Source organism: Pseudomonas sp. LBUM1652, from assembly GCF_059716105.1.
This window is the reverse complement of the sequence record NZ_CP166804.1, coordinates 5,016,903-5,038,821: the sequence shown is the minus strand read 5'-3', so window position 1 is coordinate 5,038,821 and position 21,919 is coordinate 5,016,903. Positions and strand designations below refer to the sequence as shown.

Genomic DNA, 21,919 nt, shown 5'->3' with positions numbered 1-21,919 from the left:
GGGTCTCCCCTCGATTCGATCGATGTACAAGTGCCCGCTTGGGGAACTCCGTTCCCTCCCTGATCGTGAAGATCAGGCACACGCGATCGGCTCGATAGCCACCGGTTCGAGTGTTTCCAAAAAATGCCAGCAGGGAGTGACAAACTCCTGAAAGGGCCGCGCCCCTTCAGGAGATAAGGTTAGTCAGAAATCAGGATTTCTTGTCGTCAGCCGCTTTGTCGGTCGGATTGGCGATCAAGGCCTTGAGCTCATCGCTCATCGGGAAGTTCAGGTTCAGGCCTTTTGGCGGGATCGGTGCCATGAACCACTTCTCGTAGATCTTGTTGATCGCGCCCGATGCGTAGGTCGCCTTGATAGCGTCATCCACAGCCTTTTTGAATGGCTCGTCACCTTTGCGCATCATGCAGCCGTAGATTTCGTACGACTGTGGTGTGCCGGTCACGGCCCAGTCGGTGGCTTTCTTGGCCTTGGCGGCTTCGCCAGCCAACAGGGCGTCGTCCATCATGAACGCGACGGCACGACCCGATTCCAGCATCTGGAAGGATTCGCCGTGGTCTTTGGCGGAGATGACGTTCATGCCCATCTGCTTGTCGGCGTTCATCGCCTTGAGGATGCGCTCGGACGTGGTGCCGGCGGTGGTCACGACGTTCTTGCCTTTCAGATCGTCGAAATCCTTGTACTTGGAGTCGGCCTTGGACAGCAGACGGGTACCGATTTCGAAGATGCCGACGGAGAAGTCAACTTGCTGCTGACGCTCGACGTTGTTGGTGGTGGAGCCGCACTCGACGTCCACGGTGCCGTTCTGCACCAGCGGGATACGGGTTTGCGAAGTCACCAGGTTGTATTTGACTTGCAGGTTTGGCAGGTCGAGGTCTTTCTTGATCGCTTCGACGATGGCCAGCTGGATGTCGTGGGAGTAGCCGACCGGCTTGCCGGAAGCATCCGCGATGTAGGAAAACGGGATGGAGGCGTCGCGGTGGCCCAGGGTGATCACACCGGACTCTTTGATCTTCTTCAGGGTGCCGGTGAGTTCGGCGGCGAAAACTGGCGTGCTGATCAGAGCGGCAGCAATGGCTGCGCCCAGGATATGGGGAACGATGCGCATCAAATTTTCCTCGACATTGTTTTTTTTATGGAGCCAGTTTGTCGGCCCTTTTGTGCTTCGAATGCCTGACGGCTCCTGAAGTGTTGGCTCAACAGGCATTCGTCGAGAGAGTGTAGAGCATGAGTCGTGCCAGACCACCAGCCTGTCATTAACTATATGATTTATAACGTTATTAAAGTTTTGTGATGGTTTTTTAAGATCAAACTGATCCGGTTAACCGAATCGACCGTCAGGTCGCGTTCGGAAAACCGAATGGGGAGAGGGCCGGGAGGGGGCTGGTTCTGGCTGTCCAACAAAAAAGCCCCTGAATCTCACAATTCAGGGGCTTTCGTTCAAGCGCTGCTCAGATCAGGCCGCTTCAATTTTGCGATTTTGCTCGACCTTACCCAGATACGCCGCCAGTTTTTCCTGCTCGGCCGGCGTGGTGAACAACCCCAGCTTGCTGCGGCGCCACAGAATGTCGTGCGCCGTGGTCGCCCATTCTTCGCTGCACAGGTAATCGACTTCACGGGTGTAAAGCCCGCCACCGATGTGTTCACCCATATCGGTGAGGGTCTCGACACCTTCGAGCATGCGCCAGGTGCGGCTGCCGTAGGTGGTGGACCAGCGGCGAGCGATTTCAGTCGGCACGAAGTCGAACTTGTCGCGGATCAGCGCACTCAGCGCCTGCGGCGTGGACATGTCTTCGCCGCCGGGCAGGGTGGCGGTGGCCGTCCAGCTCGGGCGCATCTGGGTGAAGAACGGCATCAGTTGCGCCATTGCCGATTCGGCGAGTTTGCGATAGGTGGTCAGCTTGCCGCCGAACACCGACAGCAACGGCGCTTCTTCGGTACCGCCAGACAGTGCCAAGGTGTAATCGCGAGTCACGGCCGACGGATTGTCGGATTCGTCGTTGCACAGCGGACGTACGCCGGAATAGCTGTGCTGGATGTCGTCGCGGCTGATCTGCTTCTTGAAGTGGGCGTTGACCACTTTCAGCAAGTAATCGGTTTCGCCCTCGGTGATCGCCACTTTGGCTGGATCGCCGGTGTACTCACGGTCGGTAGTGCCGATCAGGGTGAAGTGGTTCAGGTACGGAATGGTGAAGACGATGCGCTGGTCTTCGTTTTGCAGAATGTGCGCGTTTTCACCTTCGTACAGTTTCGGCACGATGATGTGGCTGCCCTGAATCAGACGGATGCCATACGGCGATTCCATCTTCAGGTCATCACGAATGAACTTGGCCACCCACGGACCAGCGGCGTTCACCAGCGCTTTGGCGGTAATCGAAAACAGGCTGCCGTCGGCGCGTTCCAGGTTCAGGTGCCACAGGCCCTTGGCGCGGCGGGCGCTGACGCAACGGGTCTGGGTGTGGACGTGGGCGCCTTTTTCACGGGCGGCCATGGCGTTCAAGACCACGAGGCGGGCGTCATCGACCCAGCAGTCGGAGTATTCGAAGCCGTTCTTGATTTCGCTTTTCAACGCGCTGTCGGCGCCGAACTTCAGGCTTTTCGAACCTGGCAGCTTTTCGCGTTTGCCGAGGTTGTCATAAAGGAACAGACCGGCACGGATCATCCACGCCGGACGCAGGTGCGGACGGTGCGGCAACACAAAGCGCATCGGCTTGACGATGTGCGGCGCCTTGGTCAGCAGCACTTCGCGCTCGGCCAGTGCTTCGCGTACCAGACGGAATTCGTAATGTTCGAGGTAGCGCAGGCCACCGTGGATCAGCTTGCTGCTGGCTGACGAGGTGTGGCTGGCGAGGTCATCTTTTTCGCAAAGGAACACCGATAGACCGCGACCGGCGGCATCCGCTGCGATCCCCACCCCATTGATCCCGCCGCCGATGACGGCGAGGTCGTAGATCTCGGAGATAGGGGGCGTACGCAAGGTAGATGTGGACATCGGCTGGCCTCGGGCTCTTTTGATTTTCTGTATTGGAAATCGAACATTAATGTTCATTTGCGAAAATGGTAGCCCATAAACACGCGCACAGCCAGTCGACTTCGATTGAAAAAACTCATCGAAGGGCAGGGAAAGGAAAATTTTCGAACATTAATAGGCGAAGAAGAGTGGTTGTGGTGAGGGGATTTATCCCCGATGGACTGCGAAGCAGTCCCAAAACCATCAAACGAGGTTCCACTTTGAAATGCTGAGGGGGCCGCTTCGCAGCCCCTCGGGGATAAATCCCCTCGCCACATGGGAATGCTGAGGGGGTTAAACGACTTCTAAACGAATCTTGTGCTGACTCAACAACTGCGCCAACGCCGGCACCGGCTGCTGATCGGTGACCAGACAATCAATCAGGCTGATCGGCCCAAGGCGAATCATCGCGTTACGTCCGAACTTGCTCGAGTCCGCCGCCAGAATCACCTGCCGTGCATTGGCAATGATCGCCTGGGAGACCCGCACTTCCTGATAATCGAAGTCGAGCAGGCTGCCGTCCTCGTCGATACCACTGATGCCAACCAAGGCGAAATCAACCTTGAACTGGTTGATGAAATCCACACTCGCCTGACCCACAACACCGCCATCGCGGCGCACGTTGCCGCCGGTCAGCAGCACATCGAAATCATCCTTGGCACTGAGCATCGATGCCACGTGCAGGTTGTTGGTGATGATCTTCAGATGGTTGTGATTGAGCAGGGCGCGGGCAATCGATTCGGTGGTGGTGCCGATATTGATGAACAGCGAGGCGTGATCGGGGATCTGCGCGGCGATGGCTTCACCGATGCGTTGCTTTTCATCGCGCATCTGATCGGCGCGCATCGCATAGGCAGTGTTTTCGACGCTGGAATCATAGGCCGCACCGCCATGGTAGCGACGCAGCAGATTGGCTTCCGCGAGCTGATTGATGTCGCGGCGGATGGTTTGCGGGGTAACAACGAACAGCGTGGCCATTTCCTCGATGCTCACATAGCCGCGTTCGCGGACCAGCTCGAGGATTTGCTGCTGACGGGGAGGCAGATTCATGGGGCTTCCTTTGGGCTGCCGTGCAAAATTTGCCCATGATGCCGCAGGAATCCGCTCCCGACCAGTTTCCAGCCTTAGTCAGTCCTCAGACTGGCTTATTCAGCGTCTTCACGCGCCCAGTCACGGGTGCGGCTGACGGCTTTTTTCCAGCCTTTATAAAGCTTCTCTTTCTCGACTTCGTCCAGGCTCGGCTCGAATTCGCGCTCGATCACTGCTTTGCCGCGCAGTTCTTCCAGGCTGCCCCAGAAGCCGCACGCCAGGCCGGCCAGGTAAGCCGCGCCCAGTGCCGTGGTTTCACGCATTTGCGGGCGCTCGACCTGAGTGCCGAGGATGTCCGCCTGGAACTGCATCAGGAAGTTGTTCGCCACTGCGCCGCCGTCCACGCGCAGGGCCTTCAGGCGTTCGCCGGAGTCCTGTTGCATGGCGTCGAGGACGTCGCGGGTCTGATAGGCGATCGATTCCAGCGCGGCGCGGATGATGTGATCCACGCGCACGCCGCGAGTCAGGCCGAACAGCGCGCCACGGGCATACGGGTCCCAGTACGGAGCGCCCAGACCCGTGAAGGCCGGCACCAGGTACACGCCGTTGCTGTCCTTGACCTTGCTGGCGAAGTATTCGGTGTCGTGGGCGTCGTTGATGATCTTCAGTTCATCACGCAGCCACTGCACGGTCGAACCGCCGTTGAACACAGCACCTTCCAGCGCATAAGCGACTTCGCCGCGCGGGCCGCAAGCGATGGTGGTGAGCATGCCGTGCTTGGATTTCACCGCTTTGTCGCCGGTGTTCATCAGCAGGAAGCAACCAGTGCCGTAGGTGTTTTTTGCCTGGCCCGGCTCGACGCACATCTGGCCGAACAGTGCCGCTTGCTGGTCACCAGCGATACCGCCGATGGCGATGCCGCTCTTGGTGCGACCGTAAATTTCCGAAGACGCTTTCACTTCCGGGAGCATTTCGCGCGGGATGTCGAGGATCTCCAGCATCTTCGAATCCCACTCAAGCGAGTGGATGTTGAAGAGCATGGTGCGCGAGGCGTTGGTGTAGTCGGTGACGTGGACTTTGCCGCCGGTGAATTTCCAGATCAGCCAGCTATCGATGGTGCCGAACAGCAGTTCGCCGTTGCGCGCACGCTCGCGGCTGCCTTCGACGTTGTCGAGGATCCACTTCAGTTTGGTGCCGGAGAAGTACGGGTCGGTGACCAGACCCGTGGTGTCACGGATGTAGTCTTCGTGGCCGTCACGCTTGAGCTGTTGGCAGATCTCGGTGCTGCGGCGGCACTGCCAGACGATGGCGTTATAGACCGGGCGACCGGTGGTCTTGTCCCAGACCACGGTGGTTTCACGCTGGTTGGTGATGCCGATGGCGGCCACTTGATCGTGATGCAGACCGGCCTGGGCCAGCGCTTCAACCATCACCGCGCTCTGGGTGGCGAAGATTTCCATCGGGTCGTGTTCAACCCAACCGGCTTGCGGGTAATGCTGGGCGAATTCGCGCTGCGCGGTGCAGACCACGTTCGCGTCGCGGTCGAAAATGATCGCGCGGGAGCTGGTCGTACCCTGATCGAGGGCAATGATGTAGTTCTTATTCTGAATGTCGGTCATGTCGATTGCCTTGGACGAAATAAGGGAGAGTGGGCCGGGGCGCAGGCTCTATAGGGCAGGAGCCTGCGCCGACTGTTTCAAGAAGTTCTTGGTTTGCCTTCAATGGCCGGTTCTGCATCCTTTGTAGCAGGTGTGGCGCCGGTCAGGTGACGGGCGATGAGCCCGCGATACCCGGCAGCGCCGAGGCAGGCACCGACAATCGGTGCAAAAATCGGAATCAGGAAGTACGGGATTTCACGGGCGCCGGTGAAGGAAATTTCACCCCAGCCAGCGAAGAAAGTCATCAGTTTTGGACCGAAGTCTCGTGCCGGGTTCATCGCAAAACCGGTCAGCGGACCCATCGAGCTGCCGATCACCGCGATCAACAGGCCGATCAGCAGCGGCGCCATCGGGCCTTTTGGCAGACCGTTGTTGTCATCGGTCAGGGCCATGATCACGCCCATCAGGATGGCAGTGATGATCATCTCGACCAGGAATGCCTGAGCGGTAGACAGCACAGGGTTCGGGAAAGTGGAGAACACCGACGCCAACTCAAGGCTGGCAGCCGAGCCACGAACCATTTGGTGAGTTTGTTCGTAATCGAAGAAAAGATTGCTGTACAGCGTGTAGACCAGCAGCGCACCACAGAAGGCGCCGGCAATCTGCGAGACGATATAGAACGGCAGTTTGCGCTTTTCGAAGTCAGCAAAGATTGTTAGCGCGATGCTCACAGCAGGATTGAGGTGCGCACCGGAAACCCCGGCGGTGAGGTAGATCGCCATGCTCACGCCGACGCCCCAGATGATGCTGATTTCCCACAGGCCGAAGCTGGCGCCCGCGACTTTGAGCGCGGCGACACAACCGGTACCGAAAAAGATCAGGAGTGCAGTCCCCAGAAACTCGGCCATGCATTGGCCCGAGAGCGATGGTTGCTGTAAAGCAGTTGTCATTGAAAACCTCGATTTTTGTTGTTGTCTGGCGCATTGCCAACAGGGCAATGCGCGATTTTCCCCGGGGCAGGATCCCCATCCTGTTCCCGGTTTACTGCTGGGTGCTGCGATGTCGACAATTCTTACATTATTCAGATTCGAAAAAATATAGACAAGAAACAAACCTGTCAAAGGTCGAAAGTGAACCGTCGGTCACAATTAAACTATTCGTTGTGTGAATGATCGTTTGTGATCCGCGTGCTCAAAAGTCTGCAAGCCACGGGAAACGTGGCTTGGAATAGAGCCTTTTGTGGTGCGATGGCCTAAAATCCGCCACAGGTTTTTTCTGCCACTGCCGAGCCTGGAGCTGCCATGACCCCTGCGTTGGACTTGTTGAAAAAAGTTCGTGCCGAACATCGCGTGCACAGTTACGAACATGATCCGAAGGCCGCGTCCTATGGGCTGGAGGCCGCAGAAAAACTGGCGCTTGAGCCTGCTCAGGTGTTCAAGACGCTGCTGGCGGCGAGTGAAAAAGGTGAATTGTTAGTGGCTGTCGTGCCGGTCGTCGGAACGCTCGACCTCAAAGGTCTGGCGCATGCCGCCGGCGTGAAGAAAGTCGAGATGGCTGATCCGGCAGCCGCGCAGCGTTCCACGGGTTACCTGTTGGGAGGCATAAGCCCGTTGGGTCAGAAGAAGCGCCTGCGCACTTTTATCGATAGTTCAGCCCAGGGTTTTGCGACTATTTATGTCAGCGCCGGTCGGCGCGGGTTAGAGGTTGAGCTGGCGCCAACGGTCTTGGCCGAACATACCCAGGCGAAATTCGCCGAGATTGGTCGAGCCTGAGATCGGCCTGCGCTGTATGAAGAAAATTGGTCGGTTCTGTCACTGGCGCTGATCCGACCTGCGCTGCATGCTCTGCCGACGAACTTAGGGAGAAGGTTATGCAGCTCGAGTTTTATCAGGTCGACGCATTCAGTGATCGGCCGTTCAGTGGCAATCCGGCGATGGTCTATCGACTCGACGCATGGCTGGCGGATGAGTTGATGCAGAAGATCGCCGCCGAGCACAACCTGGCGGAAACCGCATTTCTGGTGCGTGAAGGTCAGGCCTGGCACATCCGCTGGTTCACCCCGACTACAGAAGTGCCGTTGTGTGGGCACGCGACGCTGGCCAGTGCCTATGTCCTGTTTGAAATCTATAAGGAAACTGCCGAACGTCTGGACTTCGTTTGCAAGTCCGGACCGCTGAGTGTCAGTCGCGAAGGTGGCCGCTTGTGGTTGGACTTCCCGTCGATTGTGCCGTCGGAAATCGGTGTGACGCTGGATGTCGAGCGGGCGCTGGGCGTCGAAGCAGTGGATGTGCTCGGGTCAAATGAGTTGTTTGTAGTGCTGGAATCGGAGCAGGCTGTGCTCGATTGCAAGCCGGATATGGTCGCACTGGCCAAACTGCCATGGCTGGGCGCTATCGTCACAGCTCGCGGCAATCATCATGATTTTGTCTCGCGCTACTTCGCGCCGGCCATCGGCATCAATGAAGATCCAGTGACCGGTTCGACTCATTGCAGTTTGATTCCGTATTGGTCGAAGCGTCTGGGTAAATCCAGTCTGACCGCGTGCCAACGTTCGGCGCGGGGCGGGGAGTTGTTCTGTCGTCTGGAGGGTGAGCGGGTGAAGATCGGTGGCAATGCGACGCTGGTGGCGAGCGGTACCCTTATCTTGAGCTAACGCAAAACCCCTGTAGGAGTGAGCCTACAGGGGAGCGGTTTCGGATCAGAGGGCTGTGCTGTAGCGGCGCACGCCGTTTTCTGCGGCAGGGATTTGTGCAGCGGTGCTGCCCGAAGCCTGGAACAACACCAAGTGTTCGGCTGCAACGCGAATGCCTACCTCAGCTCCCACATGATGATCAGCATGGCTCGGGAAAATCGATTCCAGTTGCGAGCCCGTCGGCAATTGCAGGCGATAGAGCGTCGAGGCGCCGAGGAATGTCTTGCCAATAATCCGTGCCTTCAGCGGACTGTCCGGCGCATAAACGATGTCGTCAGGACGCAACAGCACATCCACCGCACCACCAATCGGCCATGTATAAGCACGATTACCGCGCAGTTCACCCAGTTCGGTCTGCACCGATTCCGGAGTGTTCAGTTGGCCACGAATGAAGTAACCCTGACCGATGAAACTGGCCACAAACGGCGTCGCCGGTTCGTGATAGAGGTTGTAGGGCGTGTCCCACTGTTCCAGTCGACCTTCCTTGAAGACGCCAACGTGATCACTCACGGCGAAGGCTTCTTCCTGGTCGTGGGTCACCAGAATCGCACTGGTGCCACGCGCCTTGAGGATGTCGCGCACTTCGTGGCTGAGCTTGCGGCGCAACTCGCCGTCGAGGTTGGAGAACGGCTCGTCGAGCAGCAGCAGTTGCGGTTCCGGTGCCAAGGCGCGGGCGAGGGCAACGCGCTGTTGCTGGCCGCCGGACAGCTCATGAGGGAAACGCTTGCCAAGGTTCTTCAGGTTGACCAGTTCCAGCAGCTCTTCGGTCACGCGATCCTTGTGCGGGTGCTTGCGGATGCCGAAGGCGATGTTGTCCGCGACGCTCAGGTGCGGGAACAGCGCGTAGTCCTGGAACACCATGCCGATCCGGCGTTTCTCCGGCGCGAGGGTGAAACCGGCGCTGGAAATGGTCTCGCCACCCAACGTGATTTCACCTTCGTGCACCGGTTCGAAACCGGCAATGGCACGCAGAGTGGTGGTCTTGCCGCAACCGGACGAGCCGAGCAGGCAGCCGATGTCACCGGCATTGAGGTGCAGATTGAGGTTCTGCACCACGCGTTGGTCTTGATAGCCGCAAGCGAGGTTGCGCAGGTTCAGCAGTAATTCATGGCTCATGCGTGGTGATATGCCGGTTCGACGAGGAACTCGAGCAGGGCCTTCTGTGCGTGGAGACGGTTTTCTGCCTGATCCCAAGCGACGGAGCGCGGGTCATCAAGCAGGTCGAGGCTGATTTCTTCGCCACGGTGCGCGGGCAGGCAGTGCATGAACAGCACGTCCTCGGCAGCGAGATCGAGCAGGGCGCGGTTGACCTGGAACGGTGCGAACAGCTTGAGGCGCTTGGCCGTTTCCTCTTCCTGGCCCATAGAGGTCCAGACGTCGGTGCTGACCAGATGCGCGCCGCGCACGGCGTCCTGCGGATCGCGGACAATGGTCACGCGATCGCCGGCCTTGGCGACGAATTCAGGGTTCGGCTCGTAGCCTTCGGGGCAGGCTATACGCAACTGGAAGTCGAACTGGATCGCCGCTTCTATATAGCTGTTGCACATGTTGTTGCCGTCGCCGATCCAGGCCACGGTTTTGCCCTGAATCGAGCCGCGATGTTCCAGGAACGTTTGCATGTCGGCCAGCAACTGGCACGGGTGCAGGTCGTCGGACAGGCCATTGATCACCGGCACGCGCGAGTTGGCGGCGAATTCGGTCAGGGTGCTGTGGGCAAAGGTACGGATCATCACCGCGTCGAGCATGCTCGACATGACGATGGCGCAGTCGCCGATCGGCTCGCCACGGCCCAGTTGGGTGTCGCGCGGCGAAAGGAAGATCGCCTGGCCGCCGAGCTGGATCATGCCGGCCTCGAAGGAGATCCGGGTACGGGTCGAGGATTTCTCGAAGATCATCCCCAGCACGCGGTTTTTCAGAGGCTCGAACAGTACGCCGCGGTTACGCAGGTCCTTGAGCTCAACGCCTCGACGGATCACGCTGACCAGCTCTTCGGGCGTGCAATCCATCAGGGAGAGAAAGTGCCTTGCGCTCATCATTGACTACCTTTTTGCTACAAACCGCAGATGCTCAAAGCCTTGTTTATCGGAACAACGGGCGAGACCTGCGGCGTAAGCCGCACGGGGCGACGAAATAGGGGGAGGCGCGATATTGACACTAAATGTCGCGTTTTTCCAATAGGCTACGGTTTTTGCGGGATTCGGAGGGCGGACTGAATAGAGTCGTCACGCATTTGAAACCGGGTTCAGGACAGCAGCGAGCCTCTTTGTACACTGGCCTCGCAGGGCTTGGCAATCCGGTTTGGCGGGGATAGCGCCGCTTTGGTCGGTTTACGACCATGGCGCCATGCCACCACTTGGTCGGATGCTCAGTCTGAAACATTTGCTAAAGCAAAGTGCTGGGTTATAAATACGTTTCGAGCGACGCAGGAAGCCTCCGCATGGAATCGAAAGAAAAACTGTTAATGGAATTGCTGGGCCATACGGCTCGCTCTCTGACCCATCTCACCGCATCGGTCACTTCGATGTCCTTCGAACTGCTGCGCAGCGAAGACGACGTGGTCAAGGCTGCCAGCCGGCAGATGATCGACCGCATGGCGACCATCAGCGCCGGGCTAGACGAACACTGGCGCCTGATCGGCGAACTCACCGGCGTACACGTCGCCCACGAGCAGATCGAAACCATTCAGGAAATCCAGTTGCAGGCGCCGCCGCAACTGCCGTCCAACTGATCGCGACGGGCTATCGGCTCGCCTGATAGCCGTCGATTCACAAGACGAACGTCGCTGGCGCCCCACCGACGTAGGGGCCATAGTTTTGTTCCCGCAGGCATCATTACCTGCCCCAGAACAAAACAGAGACTGGCCATGACCAAGACTCTCCATCACCGTGCCTGCCATCTGTGTGAAGCCATTTGCGGCCTGACCATCGAGACCACCGAAACTGATGGCGCTGTCGCGATCACCTCGATCAAGGGCGATGCTCTCGACACCTTCAGCCGTGGCCACATCTGCCCCAAGGCCGTGGCCCTGCAAGACATTCAGAATGATCCTGATCGCCTGCGCCAGCCGATGCGCCGGGTCGGCAGTGAATGGCTGCCGATCGAGTGGGACGAGGCGTTCGCGCTGGTGGCCGAGCGGCTGGCGGCGATTCAGGAACGGCATGGGCAAAACGCGGTGGCGGTCTATCAGGGCAACCCGAGTGTGCATAACTATGGGCTGATGACTCACAGCAACTATTTCCTCGGTCTGCTGAAGACGCGCAATCGTTATTCCGCGACGTCGGTCGATCAATTGCCGCATCACCTCAGCAGCTACTTGATGTACGGCCATGGCTTGCTGCTGCCGATCCCGGACATCGATCACACCGACTTCATGCTGATCCTCGGTGGTAATCCGTTGGCGTCCAACGGCAGCATCATGACTGTGCCTGACGTGGAGAAACGCCTGAAAGCGATTCAGGCGCGCGGCGGCAAAGTGGTGGTGGTCGACCCACGGCGCAGCGAGACAGCAGCGATCGCCGATCAGCATCTGTTCGTGCGCCCGGGCGGCGATGCGGCGCTGCTGTTTGGCATGCTCAACACGTTGTTTGATGAAGGCCTGACCCGCGACAGTCATTTGCCAGTCGAGGGGCTGGACGAAGTCCGCGCCGCCGTGGCGACGTTCACCGCCGAAGCCATGAGTCCGTTGTGCGCCGTTCCCGCCGAACAGATTCGCCAACTGGCCCGCGACTTTGCTGCCGCACCAAGCGCGGTGTGCTACGGGCGGATGGGCGTATCGACTCAGGCGTTCGGCACCTTGTGTCACTGGGTGGTGCAGTTGATCAACCTGGTGACCGGTAACCTGGATCGCGTTGGCGGTGCGCTGTGCACCGAGCCTGCTGTTGATCTGGTGGCGTCGACCTCGGGCGGGCATTTCAACAAATGGCAAAGCCGTGTTTCCGGGCGCCCCGAGTACGGCGGCGAACTGCCGGTGTCGGCACTGGCTGAAGAGATGCTCACCGAAGGCGAGGGACAGATCCGCGCGCTGATCACCGTTGCAGGCAACCCGGTGTTGTCGACGCCCAACGGCCGACAATTGGAGCAAGCGCTGGACGGTCTGGAGTTCATGGTCAGCATCGACCTGTACATCAACGAAACCACCCGTTATGCCGACCTGATCCTGCCGTCCACTTCTGCGTTGGAGAACGATCACTACGACACCACGTTCAACCTGTTCGCGGTGCGCAACGTTAGTCGTTTCAACCGCGCGATCCTCGCCAAGCCTGAGGGCGCGCTGCATGACTGGGAGATCTTTGTCGGATTGGCCAAGGCCTTTGCCGAGAAAACCGGCAAGGAGCTCAAACCAACGATGCCGCCGGCGAAGATGATCGACATGGGGCTGCGCATGGGCCTCTATGGCGATGCTTCCGAGCATAAGCTGTCGCTGGCGACGCTGTTCGATCATCCCCATGGCGTTGATCTGGGCGCGTTGAAACCGAATCTGGCGAAGCGTCTGAAAACGCCTGATCAGCGGGTGCAAGCTGCGCCGCCGGAGATCCTCGCGGATCTCGCACGCTTCGCCGCATTGCAGGCGCCGGCCGCCGATGAGCTGTTAATGATTGGCCGCCGCCATGTGCGCAGCAACAATTCGTGGATGCACAATTACCATCGTCTGGTGAAGGGCAAGCCGCGTCATCAGTTGCTGATGCATCCGGATGATCTCGCCAGCCGTGGGCTCAATGACGGTCAGTTGGTGCGCGTCAGTTCGCGGGTCGGGCAGATCGAAGTGGAAGTGCTCGGTAGTCTGGACATGATGAGGGGCGTGGTCAGCCTGCCGCACGGTTGGGGCCATGCGCGCCCTGGTGTGCAGATGGCGATTGCCAGCGGTCAGCCGGGTTCGAGTGCCAACGACCTGACGGATGAATGCCAGCTCGACGAGTTGTCCGGTAATGCCGCGCTCAATGGCGTGCCGGTGACAGTGGCGGCGGCTTGAACATGTCTGTCGGGGAGACCGAGCATGGCGCTCGGGATTCCGTTACAATGCGCCACCGTGCCGACCCATGAGTCGGAAAGTTCAGCCGAGGTGCTCCATGGATATCATCGAAACGATTAAAGAGCAGATTGCCAACAACACCATTCTGCTTTACATGAAAGGCTCGCCGAATGCCCCACAGTGTGGCTTCTCTGCGAAAGCTGCGCAGGCTGTGATGGCATGTGGCGAAAAGTTTGCGTACGTGGACATCCTGCAGAACCCGGAAATCCGCGCCAACCTGCCAAAGTACGCCAACTGGCCGACTTTCCCGCAACTGTGGGTGGGTGGTGAGCTGGTCGGCGGCAGCGACATCATGACCGAGATGTCTGCAGACGGTTCGCTGCAAACCACCATCAAGGCTGCTGTCGAAGCGGCTGCTGCGAACAAGTCCGAAGCCTGATTGGCTTCTGTGGGGTTCAGCAAATGCTGAACCCCGGGCAATAAAAAGCCCCGCGCCTCGAAAGAGGGCGGGGCTTTTTAGTGTCGCAAGTTTAGCGGGCGCTAACTTACTCTTCGCCCATCTGCGATTGCAGATAGTTCTCAAGACCGACTTTGTCGATCAGGCCCAGTTGGGTTTCCAGCCAGTCGATATGTTCTTCTTCGGATTCGAGAATGTCTTCGAGCAGTTCACGGCTACCGAAGTCGCCAACGGTCTCGCAATGCGCGATGGCGGCTTTAAGGTCGGCGTGGCCGGTCTTCTCGATACGCAGGTCGCACTCCAGCATTTCTTTGGTGTGCTCACCGATGTGCAGCTTGCCCAGATCCTGCACGTTCGGCAGGCCTTCGAGGAACAGGATGCGCTTGATCAGCTTGTCCGCGTGCTTCATCTCGTCGATGGATTCTTTGTACTCGTGCTTGCCCAGCTTGTTCAGGCCCCAATCTTCATACATGCGCGCATGCAGGAAGTACTGATTGATCGCGACCAGCTCATTGGCAAGGATCTTGTTGAGATGCTGGATGACTGTAATGTCGCCTTTCATGATCGGAGTCCTGCCCTGTAATAGCTGTATATAAGGCGGAGTTTGAGCTGCACGTTTATAAGTGTCAAACCTAAGTTATTGAATAATAAATGAAAATAAATCTGAATAAGAATGTTTGTGTTCCGCGTCTAGAGCCTAACCGATTGATTTGCGGGCATAAAAAAACCGGACATAAGTCCGGTTCTTTGAAATAGGGGTAATTACGCAGCAGTAAATTCTACTGGATAGGGGATCGCAGCCTGGGCGGTTTGCAGCTTCGTCAGGGTTTCGCGAACCACTTCCTTGGCCAGGCAGGCACATTTGCCGCATTGGCTGGCGACGCCGGTAGCTTGGCGCACTTCTTTGTAGCTGCAGCAACCTTCATAGATCGCATCGCGGATTTGACCGTCGGTGACGCCAGTGCAGAGACAAACATACATAAGTGAGAACCGTCGCTGGTTGTGACTCAATTGCGATGGATCTTAATGTTAACGAGAATGATTGTCAAAGTGCTTTCGGAAGGCTTTTGCCGGGATTAGCGAGTGACTGACGAGCGGTAGTGACTGGCCATCTGCCTGGCCCTGTAAATGCAACGCCGTTATCCGCCTGCTTTAAAAAACCGTTAAGGACAGGCCAAAAACGCAGTGTATGATGGTCGGCCCTTGCGAAGGGGGTTCGTGTCACAGGGCTGTCGCCTCAGGGTGGCAGGCTGGCCCGGACCCTGAACTTCAAGTTTTTACACCAGGAGATATCAATGAGCGTACTCGTAGGCAAACAAGCCCCTGACTTCACCGTCCCGGCCGTACTCGGCAATGGCGAGATCGTTGACAGCTTCACCCTGTCCTCGGCCATCAAAGGCAAATACGGCCTGGTGTTCTTCTACCCACTGGACTTCACCTTCGTCTGCCCGTCCGAGCTGATCGCTCTGGACAACCGCATGGCTGACTTCAAAGCACGCAACGTTGAAGTGATCGCTGTGTCGATCGACTCGCACTTCACCCACAACGCCTGGCGCAACACTCCAGTGAACAATGGCGGCATCGGTCAGGTGAAATACACCATGGCTGCCGACATGAAGCACGAAATCGCCAAGGCCTACGACGTTGAGTCCGAAGGCGGCGTGGCTTTCCGTGGCGCGTTCCTGATCGACGACAAGGGCGTTGTCCGCTCGCAGATCATCAACGACCTGCCGCTGGGCCGTAACATGGAAGAGCTGATCCGTCTGGTCGACGCTCTGCAATTCCACGAAGAGCACGGCGAAGTCTGCCCTGCCAACTGGAAGAAAGGCGACAAAGGCATGAACGCTTCGCCAGAAGGCGTTGCTGCATACCTGACCGAGAACGCTGCTGCCCTGTAAGGCATCAACGTCGAGGTACAAAAAAACCGGCCCACGTGGCCGGTTTTTTATGCGCGGTTGAAACGGCGACGATCAGTCGTCGAAGTCTTCCCAGCCACCCATCTGTTTCCAGCGGTTGACGATGCCGCAGAACAGCTCGGCAGTCTTCTCTGTGTCGTAACGCGCCGAGTGCGCCTCACGGCCGTCGAAATCGATGTCCGCTGCCTGACAGGCTTTTGCCAGGACGGTTTGGCCATAAGCCAGACCAGCCAGTGTCGCGGTATCGAAACTCGAAAACGGATGGAACGGATTGCGCTTCATGTCCAGCCGCGCGACGGCGGCATTCAGGAAGCCGAGATCGAAGCTGCTGTTGTGGCCGACCAGAATCGCTCGCTTGCAGCCGTTGGCCTTCAGCGCCTTGCGGATGCCACGGAAGATGTCGGTGAGAGCCGTCTCTTCACTGACCGCCATGCGCAATGGGTGATCAAGCTTGATCCCGGTGAACTCCAGCGCCGCTGCTTCAATGTTGGCGCCTTCGAAAGGCTCAACGCGGAAGAAGTAGGTGTGATCCGGATATACAAAACCCTTTTCATCCATGGCGATGGTGGTCGCGGCAATCTCCAGCAATGCATCGGTGGCCGAGTTGAAGCCACCGGTTTCTACGTCTACGACAACCGGCAGGTAACCGCGAAAACGCGCTGCCATCGGATGACGGGAACCGCCGCCGCCACCTTGACCTTCCAGTTCGTCGTCGAAATGGTCTTCACTCACGCGTGTTCCTCCAGCAGGCGCCAGCGCAGTTTTTCACCGGCGCGCAGCGGGATAACGGTCAGCTCGCCAAATGGCAGGCTGGTTGGGGCGGTCCATTCTTCGCGAACCAGGGTGATGCGATCGGTGTTGGCCGGCAAACCGTAGAAACGCGGACCATTGAGGCTGGCGAACGCTTCGAGCTTGTCCAGTGCATTACGCTGTTCGAACGCTTCGGCATACAGCTCGATGGCGGCGTACGCGGTGTAGCAGCCGGCGCAGCCGCAAGCGGCTTCCTTGGCGTGCTGGGCGTGGGGGGCCGAATCGGTGCCGAGGAAGAACTTCGCGCTACCGCTGGTGGCGGCGTCGAGCAGGGCTTCCTGGTGCGTATTGCGCTTGAGAATCGGCAGGCAGTAGAAGTGCGGCCGAATCCCGCCAACCAGCATGTGATTGCGGTTGTAGAGCAGGTGATGCGCAGTGATGGTTGCGCCGACGTTGGCCGATGCCTCGTTGACGAACTGCACGGCGTCGCCGGTGGTGATGTGTTCGAACACCACTTTGAGTGTCGGGAAACGCTCGACCACACGGCGCATGTGTTCATCGATGAAGATCTTTTCGCGGTCGAAGACATCGACATCGCCACGAGTGACTTCACCGTGAATCAGCAGCGGCATGCCGACTTCGGCCATGGCTTCCAGCGCCGGGAAAATCTTGTCGATGCTGGTCACCCCGGAATCGGAGTTGGTCGTGGCGCCAGCCGGATACAACTTGGCGGCGTGTACGAAACCGCTGGCCTTGGCTTTACGAATTTCTTCGGGTTGGGTGCGGTCGGTGAGGTACAGCACCATCAACGGCTCGAAACGACTGCCGGCCGGGCGGGCAGCGAGAATCCGCTGGCGATAGCCGTCGGCTTCAGCGGCGTTGCGCACCGGAGGTACCAGGTTGGGCATGATGATGGCGCGACCAAAAGTGCGCGCAACATCGGCAACGGTATTGGTCAACACGGCACCATCGCGAAGATGAATGTGCCAGTCGTCGGGACGCAGCAGGGTCAGGCGGTCGGACATGAGGGGATTCCAGGCGGGTCAAACTGAGGCGAATGCTACCGGAAAAGACTCTTGCAGGCACTCGCTATCAAGTTTTGCGGGAAGCTTCCGATATCCCGTAGGTATGCCGTAAACATAGTGTGAATCGGTCTTTGTGTTTCAGAAGCCAATGGAGCCTCCCGTGCGCCAGCGTTATTTAGCCTTGCTCAGTGTGTTTGCCAGCCTTCCCGCGATGGCGCTGACCTACCAGACTCGCCTGGAGAACATTGAGTGGACGGTCGCCGGCGACAAGTTCGAATGCCGCCTGACACAACCGATCACCGACTTCGGTTCGGGTGAATTCGTGCGCAAGGCCGGTGAGCAGGCGATATTCCGTCTGAACGCCTACAACGCCATGTTGGGCGGCGGGTCGGCGACGTTGCTCGCGGCCGCAGCACCATGGCAACCGGGCCGTGGTGACATCAATCTGGGCAGCGTAAGGCTCGGTAGCGGCAATGTCCTGTTTAACAGCTCGCAGTCTCAGGCTGGCGGTCTTATCAGTGGCCTGCTGGACGGTCGCAGTCCTGTCGTGCGCCGTGCATCGGGTGATGGCCGAGTGTCGGAAGTGCGTTTATTGCCGGTCAAGTTCAGCAAGGCGTTTAACGACTACCAGACCTGTGTGGCGAAATTGCTGCCGCAGAATTTCGACCAGATCAAGCAGTCGCAGATCGGCTTCCCCGGGGAAGGCGTAGACCTCGACACCGCCGCCAAAGCCAAGATGCAAGTTATGCTCGAATTCATGAAGGCCGATCCTACGGTCAATCACATCGAGCTCGACGGCCATTCCGACAACAGCGGAAATCGCCTGACCAACCGTGAGTTGTCGCGTCGCCGCGCGCTGGCGGTGGTCGACTTTTTCAAGGCCAATGGGATTCAGGAATCGCAGATCACCGTGCGTTTCCACGGCGAGCAATATCCTATTGTGCCGAACACTAATGCGGCCAATCGTGCGAAAAACCGTCGGGTCAATGTCAAACTGGCGCGAGTGGCGCCAACCACCGCTCCGGCGCCGCAAGCGAGCACTCCGGCCAACACCGCAGCGACTTCCTGACCCGCCAGTCATCGTCGCGCTCTCGACAGATTCTGTCGCTTTGTCGTCTTAAGCTGTCGCGCCTCTGTAAATTATCGCGTTTGGGCGGTAGACTCCTCGGCTTTCCGTAGAACCCCGTGGAGTGATGGCATGGCGGACGTAAACAAGGTCGTTCTGGCGTATTCCGGCGGCCTGGACACTTCGGTGATCCTCAAGTGGCTGCAGGATACTTATAACTGTGAAGTGGTGACCTTCACCGCTGACCTGGGTCAGGGCGAAGAGGTCGAGCCGGCCCGCGCCAAGGCTCAGGCCATGGGCGTCAAAGAAATCTACATCGACGACCTGCGCGAAGAATTCGTGCGTGACTTCGTGTTCCCGATGTTCCGCGCCAACACCGTTTACGAAGGCGAGTACCTGCTGGGTACCTCCATCGCACGTCCGCTGATCGCCAAGCGTCTGATCGAAATCGCCAACGAAACCGGCGCTGACGCCATTTCCCATGGCGCCACCGGCAAGGGCAACGACCAGGTACGTTTCGAGCTGGGCGCCTACGCGCTCAAGCCAGGCGTGAAAGTGATTGCGCCATGGCGTGAGTGGGACCTGCTGTCCCGCGAGAAGCTGATGGACTACGCCGAGAAGCACGCGATCCCGATCGAGCGCCACGGCAAGAAGAAATCCCCGTACTCGATGGACGCCAACCTGCTGCACATCTCCTATGAAGGCGGCGTGCTGGAAGATACCTGGACCGAGCACGAAGAAGACATGTGGCGCTGGACCGTCTCCCCGGAGAACGCGCCTGACAAGCCGCAATACCTGGAACTGACCTACCGCAACGGCGACATCGTTGCACTGGACGGTGTCGAAATGACCCCGGCCACCGTGCTGGCGACGTTGAACAAGATTGGTGGCGAGCACGGCATTGGCCGTCTGGACATCGTCGAGAACCGTTATGTCGGCATGAAGTCCCGTGGCTGCTACGAAACCCCGGGCGGCACCATCATGCTGCGCGCTCACCGCGCCATCGAATCGATCACTCTGGACCGTGAAGTCGCTCACCTCAAAGACGAGCTGATGCCAAAGTACGCCAGCCTGATCTACACCGGCTACTGGTGGAGCCCTGAGCGTCTGATGCTGCAACAGATGATCGACGCTTCGCAGGTCAACGTGAATGGCGTTGTTCGTTTGAAGCTGTACAAGGGCAATGTGATCGTCACCGGCCGCAAGTCCGACGATTCGCTGTTCGACGCCAACATCGCGACCTTCGAAGAAGACGGCGGTGCCTACAACCAGGCCGACGCGGCGGGCTTCATCAAGCTCAACGCCCTGCGCATGCGTATTGCTGCCAACAAGGGCCGCAAGCTGTTCTGATTTTTACAGACTGACGCGCCAATGAAAGGGCGGCCTTGTCTTCGAGACAAGGCCGCCCTTTTTTTAAATTCTTTGTCTGGCTCTTATCGAACGTTTTTCCGCTGCATCTGCTTCTCGGCAATGCTTCTTTCTTCAGGCCCGCGCCAACAGCGTTACCCCTTGTGAGCACAGGTTGTAAACCACGCAGAGTGTGGTGCCTGAGCCTTTCTTCGCGTGCTTGATGTGCAGCAACACATTTTCCGTCAGTGAAACGTCCGACACGTGATTGGAAAGAAACACGATCACACGGGTGGCTTTTTTGTCGGTGCGTTGGATTTTTTCCACAATCGTGGCGAACTCTCTCGATGCATCAATATCCCGTGCATCGATGATGTGCAGGTTGCTTACGGAAGCGGACAACTGAATATTGTATTGAAGCGTCCGGTGTGACTTCGTAATGATGCCAGGAGGCGGGTCGAGCGTATTATGGATTTTTCCCGTGTTGGCGCATTGGGCCGCAGCGGTTTCGCTGGGCACGACACTACTTGATATGCCGAACGTGCAATGTGCGATTGTGTCCTGCGTCGGCATGTTTCGTTTGTTGTCGCGATCATTGTGGTCGTTGGCCTTTAGAAAACTCTTGTCTTTGCCAAAGTCAGAGGGTGAATAAAGTGAGCGGTGGTTGAAGTTCAGGGTAATAAAAAATAGAAGTAACAAATAAAACGGAAAACTGATCAGAAACCAGACGTATATTTCGCGATCTTCATTGTTGAGAAACGGCAGAGAGATAGCAGCTGATGTCTCGGAGATGGCTGCAAATATAGCGATAACTGTCATGGGGTTGGTGATTTTGTTTTTTATTTTAAACATGGGTGTTTTCTCGTTTTTGATTTTTCTCATTGTTAGTCGCTTTATATGTTCTTGATTGTCGTGAGTGGGTAGTTGGTGTTTCTATTTATAGCAAAACTGTTGTCTTAAGTATAAATAGCTTGTTTCAAGTCTTTATGGTTGGGTGGGGAGTATATTGGCGCTGTAAGAAATTGCGGCTATTTCCTGATGTTTCGGATGTGTAATCTCCGTATGACGTGATGCGGATATTCATTCACTTGCCCATGTGACGAATGCAACGAATAGCTGCTCGGACAGGGAGTCTCCAGAGAAGTCGGTTGCACGCGGTTACAAGTTCAAAGCTGAAATATTGCATGGGATTGAAAGGTGGGTTTTGTCAGATGTTTAGAGGGAGACAGATTTTTTGTAGGAATTATCCTCAATGCCCGTAGGGTATGTCTCTCGATGCGAGTGCATCAGAGCCCCGGTATGCCATGGAGCAAGTGACTGGGATATTGTGCGTGCTCTAAAAATTCGAACAGCGAAACTGGACTTGCCCATGAATAAAGTGCTGATCGTGGATGACCACCCCGTCATTCGACTTGCGGTACTTATGCTGATGGAACGTCATGGCTACGAAGTCATTGCAGAAACAGATAACGGTGTGGATGCGTTACAACTTGCTCGCGAACAAATGCCGGATATTGTCATTCTGGATATTGGAATACCGAAACTTGATGGGTTGGAAGTTATTGCGCGCCTTACCTCGGTTGCCATGCCTATTAAAGTGCTGGTGTTGACTTCCCAGGCGCCTGGCCATTTTTCAATGCGTTGCATGCAGTCGGGCGCGGCGGGTTATGTATGTAAACAGCAGGATCTGACCGAATTACTCAGCGCGATCAAGGCCGTGCTCTCCGGCTACAGTTATTTCCCCAATCAGGCGTTGCATACAGTGCGCACCAGTCTGGGTAATGCCAGTGAAGCCGACATGGTGGATCGCCTTTCCGGGCGCGAAATGATGGTGTTGCAACAGTTGGCCCGTGGCAAGACCAACAAGGAAATCGCCGATGGCATGTTTTTGAGTAACAAAACCGTGAGCACCTACAAGACCCGCTTGTTGCTCAAACTCAATGCGCGTTCACTGGTGGACTTGATCGAGTTGGCACAGCGTAATGGACTGGTCTGAATGTCTCGGTAGCTGACGGGGTCATGGGCCGATCTGATTCAGTTAGTCGCAGAAAGTGAAAAGCCTC

General features: G+C 57.5%; 21 protein-coding genes. 9 read left to right on the top strand and 12 right to left on the bottom strand.

Translation table 11 applies throughout. The features are described 5' to 3' along the window. Positions 1-190: 190 nt before the first annotated feature. The 5 genes from ACA069_RS22710 to ACA069_RS22690 form a co-directional block, all read right to left on the bottom strand. Complete coding sequence (locus ACA069_RS22710; protein ID WP_305439570.1) at positions 191-1,105, bottom strand: glutamate/aspartate ABC transporter substrate-binding protein; 915 nt, start codon at positions 1,103-1,105, stop codon at positions 191-193. Positions 1,106-1,453: 348 nt separating this feature from the next. Next, complete coding sequence (gene glpD / locus ACA069_RS22705; protein ID WP_497615261.1) at positions 1,454-2,989, bottom strand: glycerol-3-phosphate dehydrogenase; 1,536 nt, start codon at positions 2,987-2,989, stop codon at positions 1,454-1,456. A 312-nt stretch (positions 2,990-3,301) separates the two neighbouring features. Beyond that, the gene (locus ACA069_RS22700; protein WP_007916700.1) at positions 3,302-4,057 is read right to left on the bottom strand and encodes a DeoR/GlpR family transcriptional regulator; all 756 of its coding nucleotides are present in this window, start codon (positions 4,055-4,057) and stop codon (positions 3,302-3,304) included. Between the two features lie 95 nt (positions 4,058-4,152). After that, complete coding sequence (gene glpK, locus ACA069_RS22695) at positions 4,153-5,655, bottom strand: glycerol kinase GlpK (RefSeq protein WP_187678182.1); 1,503 nt, start codon at positions 5,653-5,655, stop codon at positions 4,153-4,155. A 77-nt stretch (positions 5,656-5,732) separates the two neighbouring features. Further along, complete coding sequence (locus ACA069_RS22690; RefSeq protein ID WP_187678181.1) at positions 5,733-6,584, bottom strand: MIP/aquaporin family protein; 852 nt, start codon at positions 6,582-6,584, stop codon at positions 5,733-5,735. Positions 6,585-6,935: 351 nt separating this feature from the next. On the opposite strand from ACA069_RS22690, the gene ybaK reads away from it, so the two are divergent. Together ybaK and ACA069_RS22680 are read left to right on the top strand one after the other, a co-directional pair. Further along, positions 6,936-7,406 carry a Cys-tRNA(Pro) deacylase gene (gene ybaK, locus ACA069_RS22685; RefSeq protein ID WP_497615260.1) on the top strand — a complete coding sequence of 157 codons (471 nt, stop codon included), beginning with the start codon at positions 6,936-6,938 and terminating at the stop codon, positions 7,404-7,406. Positions 7,407-7,504: 98 nt separating this feature from the next. Next, positions 7,505-8,287: a PhzF family phenazine biosynthesis protein gene (locus ACA069_RS22680; protein ID WP_497615259.1), complete on the top strand. Its 783-nt coding sequence runs from the start codon at positions 7,505-7,507 to the stop codon at positions 8,285-8,287. Positions 8,288-8,332: 45 nt separating this feature from the next. On the opposite strand, the gene ACA069_RS22675 is transcribed toward ACA069_RS22680, so the two are convergent. Further along, complete coding sequence (locus ACA069_RS22675; protein WP_497615258.1) at positions 8,333-9,442, bottom strand: ABC transporter ATP-binding protein; 1,110 nt, start codon at positions 9,440-9,442, stop codon at positions 8,333-8,335. Further along, the gene (gene argF / locus ACA069_RS22670) at positions 9,439-10,359 is read right to left on the bottom strand and encodes an ornithine carbamoyltransferase (RefSeq protein ID WP_100845205.1); all 921 of its coding nucleotides are present in this window, start codon (positions 10,357-10,359) and stop codon (positions 9,439-9,441) included. The genes ACA069_RS22675 and argF overlap by 4 nt, the downstream gene beginning before the upstream one ends. 404 nt (positions 10,360-10,763) lie before the next feature. Here argF and plzR point away from each other — a divergent pair, with 404 nt between their 5' ends. From plzR to grxD, 3 genes are all read left to right on the top strand, one after another. After that, the gene (gene plzR, locus ACA069_RS22665) at positions 10,764-11,054 is read left to right on the top strand and encodes a PlzR type 4 pili assembly inhibitor (RefSeq protein ID WP_103305479.1); all 291 of its coding nucleotides are present in this window, start codon (positions 10,764-10,766) and stop codon (positions 11,052-11,054) included. 135 nt (positions 11,055-11,189) lie between these two features. Beyond that, a complete protein-coding gene (locus ACA069_RS22660) occupies positions 11,190-13,295 on the top strand; it encodes a molybdopterin oxidoreductase family protein (protein WP_497615257.1) in 2,106 nt (701 codons plus the stop codon). A gap of 97 nt (positions 13,296-13,392) precedes the next feature. After that, positions 13,393-13,734 (top strand): Grx4 family monothiol glutaredoxin, encoded by a 342-nt coding sequence (gene grxD, locus ACA069_RS22655; RefSeq protein WP_187678175.1) that lies wholly within the window; start codon positions 13,393-13,395, stop codon positions 13,732-13,734. A gap of 106 nt (positions 13,735-13,840) precedes the next feature. On the opposite strand, the gene bfr is transcribed toward grxD, so the two are convergent. Together bfr and ACA069_RS22645 are read right to left on the bottom strand one after the other, a co-directional pair. Next, entirely contained in the window at positions 13,841-14,314 is a 474-nt protein-coding gene (bfr, locus tag ACA069_RS22650; RefSeq protein ID WP_187678174.1) for a bacterioferritin, read from the bottom strand. Positions 14,315-14,514: 200 nt separating this feature from the next. After that, positions 14,515-14,733: a bacterioferritin-associated ferredoxin gene (locus ACA069_RS22645; protein ID WP_093430580.1), complete on the bottom strand. Its 219-nt coding sequence runs from the start codon at positions 14,731-14,733 to the stop codon at positions 14,515-14,517. A 314-nt stretch (positions 14,734-15,047) separates the two neighbouring features. Between ACA069_RS22645 and ACA069_RS22640 the strand changes: the two genes are divergently transcribed. After that, positions 15,048-15,650 carry a peroxiredoxin gene (locus ACA069_RS22640; RefSeq protein ID WP_187678173.1) on the top strand — a complete coding sequence of 201 codons (603 nt, stop codon included), beginning with the start codon at positions 15,048-15,050 and terminating at the stop codon, positions 15,648-15,650. 72 nt (positions 15,651-15,722) lie between these two features. Here the strand turns inward: ACA069_RS22640 and rnt are convergent, their stop codons facing one another. Together rnt and pyrC are read right to left on the bottom strand one after the other, a co-directional pair. Beyond that, positions 15,723-16,400, bottom strand: a complete 678-nt coding sequence (gene rnt, locus ACA069_RS22635) for a ribonuclease T (RefSeq protein ID WP_095190452.1) — start codon at positions 16,398-16,400, stop codon at positions 15,723-15,725. Continuing rightward, a complete protein-coding gene (pyrC, locus tag ACA069_RS22630; RefSeq protein WP_497615256.1) occupies positions 16,397-17,443 on the bottom strand; it encodes a dihydroorotase in 1,047 nt (348 codons plus the stop codon). The genes rnt and pyrC overlap by 4 nt, the downstream gene beginning before the upstream one ends. Positions 17,444-17,603: 160 nt before the next feature. Between pyrC and ACA069_RS22625 the strand changes: the two genes are divergently transcribed. Both ACA069_RS22625 and ACA069_RS22620 read left to right on the top strand, forming a co-directional pair. Continuing rightward, a complete protein-coding gene (locus ACA069_RS22625) occupies positions 17,604-18,512 on the top strand; it encodes a flagellar protein MotY (RefSeq protein ID WP_497615255.1) in 909 nt (302 codons plus the stop codon). A gap of 129 nt (positions 18,513-18,641) precedes the next feature. Next, positions 18,642-19,859: an argininosuccinate synthase gene (locus tag ACA069_RS22620; RefSeq protein WP_095190449.1), complete on the top strand. Its 1,218-nt coding sequence runs from the start codon at positions 18,642-18,644 to the stop codon at positions 19,857-19,859. A gap of 132 nt (positions 19,860-19,991) precedes the next feature. On the opposite strand, the gene ACA069_RS22615 is transcribed toward ACA069_RS22620, so the two are convergent. After that, the gene (locus tag ACA069_RS22615; protein ID WP_401272117.1) at positions 19,992-20,708 is read right to left on the bottom strand and encodes a hypothetical protein; all 717 of its coding nucleotides are present in this window, start codon (positions 20,706-20,708) and stop codon (positions 19,992-19,994) included. Between the two features lie 517 nt (positions 20,709-21,225). On the opposite strand from ACA069_RS22615, the gene ACA069_RS22610 reads away from it, so the two are divergent. Next, complete coding sequence (locus ACA069_RS22610) at positions 21,226-21,852, top strand: response regulator (protein WP_497615254.1); 627 nt, start codon at positions 21,226-21,228, stop codon at positions 21,850-21,852. Positions 21,853-21,919 lie beyond the last annotated feature (67 nt).